Consider the following 7,070-nt stretch of genomic DNA (forward strand, 5'->3'; position numbering starts at 1 on the left):
CATGCGAGGCAGTCATGATGAGCTTTGGCGTGAGCATACCCGGTACCGTCATCTGTATAAGCTGGATCATCCGAGTCTGTAAAAATAGAGATAATCACCAGGTCGGATAATATGATTCATCTACTAGAAGCTTTGAAACAAGGTATTTAAAATTTTGTTTAACTTTTATATACTAGTTAGAGTTGATGTGTCACATGTCATGTAGATTTGAACTGGAGGGGGCTGATTGGAATGAAAACACTCATCTCTAAACATTGGCATTTGATGCTGATTGGTTTTGTAGCCCTGATCATGGGCGGGTTTGTCTTGTTTTATTTTCAGGGGAGTGTGTCATCGTTTCCGGCCGCTCAACCTAAACAAGCTCAGGAAGAGCCAGACAAGACCCAATATGAGATTGTTACAGTGGGTGTAAAAGGGGATGGTTTCTATCCTAAAAATATTGAGGTAAAAGCCGGCGTTCCGACCAAGATTAATTTTAAGAAAATGACGTCCTTTACTTGCATTGATGAAGTACAGTCGCTGAAGATCGGAATGGACGTTTATCTGGATCACGAAAATAACTATTATACCGTCAAGGATTTAAAGCCAGGGGTATATGAGTACAATTGCGGTATGTACATGTACTACGGGACGATCACGGTAAAATAAATCAAAAAAGCTTTCTGGCACCTTGCTGCTGGAAAGCTTTTTTTCTTCTCTCTGGGAATTTACATGAGAACGGAGCAGGCGGAATGGTGCTGTACAAGCGATAGCGGTCGCCTTTGTCCCCGGATTTCTACCTTTGTCTGCTTATTCAGGAAATCCGGGGACAACAGCGATGGGAAGCACCATCCGCATGCGTAGTGGCTTCAATGTAAATCTTAATCCACTCCCCATATATCTAATTTTGAACTGATTTTTCTCCTAATTCGTCGGGTACCCGCTTTTGAAGCGGCAAAGTATGATAATAGTATCTAGAGATGAGGAGGAGCTTGTTATGGGATCTTCAATTGAAACCGCTTCCAGTACTGATGCTGTGATTCCTGAATCCAATCGGGGAAGACCGCGTAAGACTCGCGGATCGAAGCCTGAACGCGGTGGAAAAGGCTTGTGGGACAGTGTGAAGCAGCAGAAGTATCTTTATTTTATGTCTATTCCTTTCGTCATATGGGTGTTTGTTTTCAGTTATTTTCCACTATGGGGTTGGACAATGGCGTTTCAAAACTATAAGCCAGCCAAATCGTTTTGGAATCAAAAGTGGGTAGGGCTGGACAACTTTATTGAGCTTTTTCAGGATGAACGCTTTTATCTGGTTTTACGTAATACGCTGGCGATGAGCTTGATGGGTATTGTTTTTGGTTTTGTTGTACCGATTTTTTTTGCAATTCTCCTAAATGAGCTGCGTGGTATGCTGTTCAAACGAGTTGTGCAGACAGTATCCTACCTTCCGCATTTTGTATCCTGGGTAGTGGTGGCCGGACTGGTGACGAAAATGCTGTCCATTGACGGAGGGATTGTTAACGATATATTGGTAGCGCTTCATATTGTGGATGAGCCGATTCAGTTCATGGCTAAAGGCAGCTGGTTCTGGTACATTGTAACCGCTTCCGACATATGGAAAGAGACGGGCTGGAATACGATTATTTATTTAGCCGCCATCACCGGAATTGACCAGGAACAATATGAAGCTTCACGCGTGGATGGGGCCAGTCGCTGGAGACAGATGTGGCATATTACGCTGCCGGGTATCCGTTCGACTATTGCCATTCTGTTTATTATGGCGATTGGACATCTGGTCAGCAATGGTTTTGAAAAGCAGTTCTTGCTTGGCAACAGTCTGGTAACGGATTATTCGGAAGTGCTGGATTTGTATGCACTGAATTACGGGATTAATTTGGGCCGCTTCTCTTACGGAACGGCAATAGGGATTTTCAACTCACTGGTTAGCATTCTGTTGTTGTTTACAGCAAACGGTATATTCAAAAAACTGACCAAAGAAAGCATCATGTAGGGAGGAAGAAGCGAAATGACGAATAAGGCATTTAATGCTACACGGTCTGAAAAGCTGTTTGACCTGTTCAACTATATCCTCATGGCTCTGATCGTGGTGTTGACGCTATATCCGTTTCTGAACGTACTAGCGATTTCCCTGAACAATTCGACGGACACGGTACGCGGCGGTATTTATATATGGCCTCGCCAGTTTACACTCGAAAATTACAAAACGATTTTCCAATACGACGGCCTACTTCGGGGTCTGCAAGTATCGATTTTACGTACAGTGGTTGGAACGGTGCTGGGACTCATCTGTGCTTCTATGCTTGCATTTACGCTGAGTCGGGTCGATTTCCGCGCGCGTAAGTTCATATCCACGTTTCTGGCGTTAACAATGTATTTTTCCGGCGGGATGGTGCCCGTGTTTATTTTGATGCGTGATTTGCATTTGTTGGGCACATTCTGGGTGTATATTTTTCCGGGGCTGATCAGCGCGTTTAACGTTTTTGTCATTCGTTCCTTTATGGATGGTTTGCCATATGCGTTACAGGAGTCTGCCAAGCTGGATGGAGCCAATGACTTTACGATATATTTGAAAATTATTTTACCGCTCTGTAAGCCTGTGCTGGCGACCATTGCTCTGTTCTTGGCGGTAAATCAATGGAACGCATGGTTTGATACGTATTTGTACAACGGAACAGCCGCACAATGGACAACACTGCAATTTGAGCTGATGAAGATACTGCAAAGTACCCAGCAAGGCGGCGCCAATATGGCGAATAGCAATGATATGGCCAAGCAAATGGCTCAAATTTCGCCAGAGTCGATTAAAATGGCAATCACGATTACCGTTACGCTTCCCATTTTGCTCGTATATCCGTTCCTGCAAAAGTATTTTGTAGGCGGTATGACACTGGGAGCTGTTAAATCATAACTATCCAATCGTAACAGTCAATTCACAACGGTAAATATTACAAACGCAGGAGGTCCTGAACATGAAAAAACACTGGTCCAGATTTGCACTAATCCCCTTGCTCGCCGTGTCACTTGCCACACTCGCAGGATGCGGTGGAAGCGATAAAACCGCGAAAGAAGGCTCATCCAGCAGCACAGATCCGATTACGTTTAGCTTTTTCGGAGCAGATACAAGCCCGCAATGGAATGGAATGAAGGATGAAATAGGCAAGGAAATCACCAAGAAAACAGGTGTAACCTTGAACGCTGAATTTGATGTCAGCGGCGGAGGTGGCGATGACCGAATTGCTTTGATGGCAGCAAGTGGTGAATACCCAGACCTGGTCTCTCCTAAAGCAAATATTAACAAGCTTGTGGATGCGGGAGCCATGATTGATCTGACGGATCTGATCAACGATCACGCGCCCAATCTCAAAAAGCTCTACGGCCCCTATATGGATCGGCTGAAGTACAGCAATAAAGATCAAGCCATCTATGTTATTCCTACGTATGCAGGGGTGGGGCAGGAGAGTTTTGACGCGACGGGAGGATTTGAAATTCAGCATAGGGTGCTCAAGGAACTGGGTTATCCCAAGGTAAGAACATTGCAGGATTTTGAAAACGTACTCAAAACCTATGTAGCCAAGCATCCTACAATTAATGGCAAAAAAACAATCCCGCTCACGCTGGATGCAGATGACTGGAGAATTATGATTACGGTAACGAACCCTGCTTTCCAGACGACTGGAGCGCCGGATGATGGTGAGTATTTTATTGATCCCAAAACGTATGAAGCCAAGCTTCATTACAAACGTCCGGAAGAAAAGGAATATTTCCGTTGGTTGAACCACATGTACAATGAAGGGCTGCTTGATAAAGATTCATTTGTGCAAAAAAGCGACCAATACAAATCCAAAATTGCCAGCGGTCGTGTCCTGGGTCTGATCGACCAGGAGTGGGGTTATCAGGATGCCGAAAATGCATTAAAAGCGTCAGGTAAGGCTGATGCCAGCTACGCGCATTTTCCAGTTACACTTTCGGAGGAGTATAAGGATCATTCCTTTCAGGATACAGGCTTTGCGTCTGGTTATGGTGTAGGGATTACGGAAAGTTGCAAGGACCCGGTGCGGGCTATTAAATTCCTGGATTATTTAGCTTCTGATGAGGGGCAGGTGCTAGTGAACTGGGGAATCGAGGGCAAGCATTATGAAATCAAAGACGGCAAACGCGTCATTCCTGCCGATGTATTGGATCAAAAAACGAACAATACAACCAGCTTCAATAAATCTACTGGAATAGACTTGTACACATTAATGAGTGGACACTATGGCGACGGAGTGAAAGACCCCACGGGGAACTACTACACTGCCAAATTCCCGGAACAAATCATTGCGGCTTATTCGAAGCCGGAGAAAGAATCACTTAAAGCGTATGGCGTAAAAACGTGGAAGGAACTGTTTCCAGACAAAGAAGAATTTGATGTGAAGCCTTGGGGCGCGGCCTATAACATAACGACAGACAATGAATCCAACTATAACGTTACATTCAAAAAAACGACAGACATTATCCGCAAACGGATACCGGAAGCGATTCTAGCACCAGCTTCCAATTTTGATACGATATACGACAACATGATTAAAGAACTGGATGCCGCCGGAGCTGTTCAAATGGAACAGCAATACACGCAACTGGTGAAGGACAGAGTGGAGTTATGGAGTGGGAAGGCTGCTAAATAGTAAGTCCATTTATCCAAACTTTGAAATCTCGGAGTGACAGAGCGCATGCGCCATAGGCAATTTTGGGAGCAGCGCTTTGTCTGACCTCGATTGAGGGAGGGTTTGACGTGACGAAAGGCGAAAGGCCACAGTCCCTGCGGTTATGGTATCGCCAGCCTGCTGAGATATGGGAGGAAGCATTGCCAGTCGGCAATGGACGACTGGGAGCTATGGTATTTGGCGGAATCAGGGAGGAACATTTGCAATTAAACGAGGATACGCTCTGGTCCGGGTTTCCAAGAGATGGCGTTCAGTATGATGCATTGCGATATTTAGAGCCTGCCAGAAAGCTGATTGCAGATGGAAAATACAAGGAAGCGGAGCAGCTGATTAATACAAACATGCTGGGCCGCGATGCGGAAGCCTATCAGCCTTTGGGCGACTTGTGGATTACGCAGGAGAACCTGGGGGAGATTGCGCATTATGAACGGGAACTGGATATGCAGACCGGAACGGCAGCGGTCACTTTTCAGAGTGATGGAGTCCGCTATACCCGTAAAGTTATCGCCAGTGCACCCGATGGGGTCATTATGGTGTCACTGACTGCGAATAAGGTCGGGAAAATCCATGCATCTGTGCGCATGACCACACCCCATCCTTGTGAAGAAGAAGCTGGAGAGGATGTGCATTTTGCTGATTCCTCCCAATGGGTTAGCGATAGCGATCCATCCGAGGAACCGACCAGGGACTTTATTACGTTGACTGGACGAGCGCCCAGTCATGTGGAGTCAAATTATCACGGCGATCATCCACAGGCTGTCGTTTATGAAAATGATTTGGGGATGGCTTTTGCCATTCAGGCGAGGGTTATTCCCGAGGGAGGAACCTTAACGTCGGGTGATGACGGAGCGTTGATCATCTCGGGCGCGGATAAAATCACGGTGTATTTGGCAGCAGCAACCGGATTTCGAGGATTTCATGCTATGCCGAATAGTGATGCAACGGAGTCAGTAGAAGCATGCAAAATCATTCTTGACGAAGCGATTTTGCTGGGAAGTGAGCAGGTGCGGCAACGCCATGAGCAGGATCACCGGAAGCTGTTTGACCGTGTTGCATTGGAACTGGGAGGTGACGCGCTAGCTGACGAGTCCGCGCTACCGACCGATCTGCGATTAGAACGTTACCAGAAAGGTCAGGCAGACCTTGGGCTGGAAGTGCTGTTATTTCAGTATGGACGCTATTTGCTTATGGGCAGTTCGCGTCCGGGCAGTCAGCCCGCCAATCTGCAGGGCATCTGGAATGACCGGGTACAGCCGCCTTGGAACAGTAACTATACAACCAATATTAATACACAGATGAACTATTGGCCTGCAGAGGTGTGTAATCTTGCCGAGTGCCATGAGCCTTTATTGCACATGATTGGAGAAGTCAGCCGCACGGGGCGCAGGGTTGCTTCCATCAATTATGGGGCTCAAGGATGGACAGCTCACCACAATATAGATGTGTGGAGATACGCCGGACCGTCAGGTGGCCATGCCAGTTGGGCTTTTTGGCCGCTTGGAGGTGCATGGCTGACGGCTCACCTATGGGAGCGTTATCTGTTCACCTTGGATACAACCTATTTGGCAGAACAGGCTTATCCGCTTATGAAGGGGGCGGCAGCCTTTTGCCTGGACTGGCTCGTGGAGAGCCCGGATGGTCGGCTCATAACGTCTCCATCCACATCACCTGAAAATAGATTCATCATGCCCGAAGGCGAGGATTGCAGTATATCGATGGGTTCCACGATGGACATGACGCTGATTCGGGAGCTGTTGAGCAACTGTATTCAGGCCGCGGATCTACTGGAATTAGACGCTGAATTCCGCAAACGCTGTGAGGAGACACGGGAACGATTAATGCCTTATCAAATCGGCCGCCACGGTCAGTTACAGGAATGGTCGATCGATTTTGAGGAGGCGGAGCCTGGGCATCGACATGTTTCGCATCTTTACGGGCTTTATCCCGGCCGACAGATCCATATCCGTGATACACCGGAGCTGGCTGAGGCGGCCCGCGTATCGCTAAGTCGACGACTTGATCATGGTGGCGGGCATACGGGATGGAGCTGTGCCTGGTTGATCAACCTGTACGCCCGGCTGGAAGATGGCGACGCTGCCCATCGGTATGTTCGCACGTTGTTGTCGCGATCGACTTACCCTAATTTATTCGATGCTCATCCCCCTTTTCAGATCGACGGCAATTTTGGTGCGACGGCAGGCATCGCAGAAATGCTGCTGCAAAGCCGCCCGGGAGAGCTGACGCTATTGCCTGCCCTGCCATCGGCTTGGTCGGAGGGACGGGTCAGTGGTCTGAAGGGACGTGGCGGGGTCACGGTCAGTCTGGAGTGGTCCAGCTCGCGGCTGGTCCGTGCGGAACTAACTGTCT

General features: G+C 47.6%; 5 protein-coding genes. All 5 read left to right on the forward strand.

Annotated elements, in window-relative coordinates; genetic code table 11:
- Nucleotides 1–231 precede the first annotated feature (231 nt).
- Complete coding sequence (locus AC5V8P_RS21535; RefSeq protein WP_063210351.1) at nucleotides 232–648, forward strand: cupredoxin domain-containing protein; 417 nt, start codon at nucleotides 232–234, stop codon at nucleotides 646–648.
- Nucleotides 649–976: 328 nt separating this feature from the next.
- Entirely contained in the window at nucleotides 977–1,990 is a 1,014-nt protein-coding gene (locus AC5V8P_RS21540) for an ABC transporter permease (RefSeq protein ID WP_064797245.1), read from the forward strand.
- A 15-nt stretch (nucleotides 1,991–2,005) separates the two neighbouring features.
- The gene (locus AC5V8P_RS21545) at nucleotides 2,006–2,908 is read left to right on the forward strand and encodes a carbohydrate ABC transporter permease (protein WP_064797244.1); all 903 of its coding nucleotides are present in this window, start codon (nucleotides 2,006–2,008) and stop codon (nucleotides 2,906–2,908) included.
- A 61-nt stretch (nucleotides 2,909–2,969) separates the two neighbouring features.
- Nucleotides 2,970–4,664 (forward strand): ABC transporter substrate-binding protein, encoded by a 1,695-nt coding sequence (locus AC5V8P_RS21550; RefSeq protein WP_064797243.1) that lies wholly within the window; start codon nucleotides 2,970–2,972, stop codon nucleotides 4,662–4,664.
- Between the two features lie 107 nt (nucleotides 4,665–4,771).
- The coding region (locus AC5V8P_RS21555) for a glycoside hydrolase family 95 protein (RefSeq protein WP_495473845.1) at nucleotides 4,772–7,070 on the forward strand (2,299 nt) is incomplete at its 3' end.

The organism is Paenibacillus sp. N119s, from assembly GCF_059447605.1.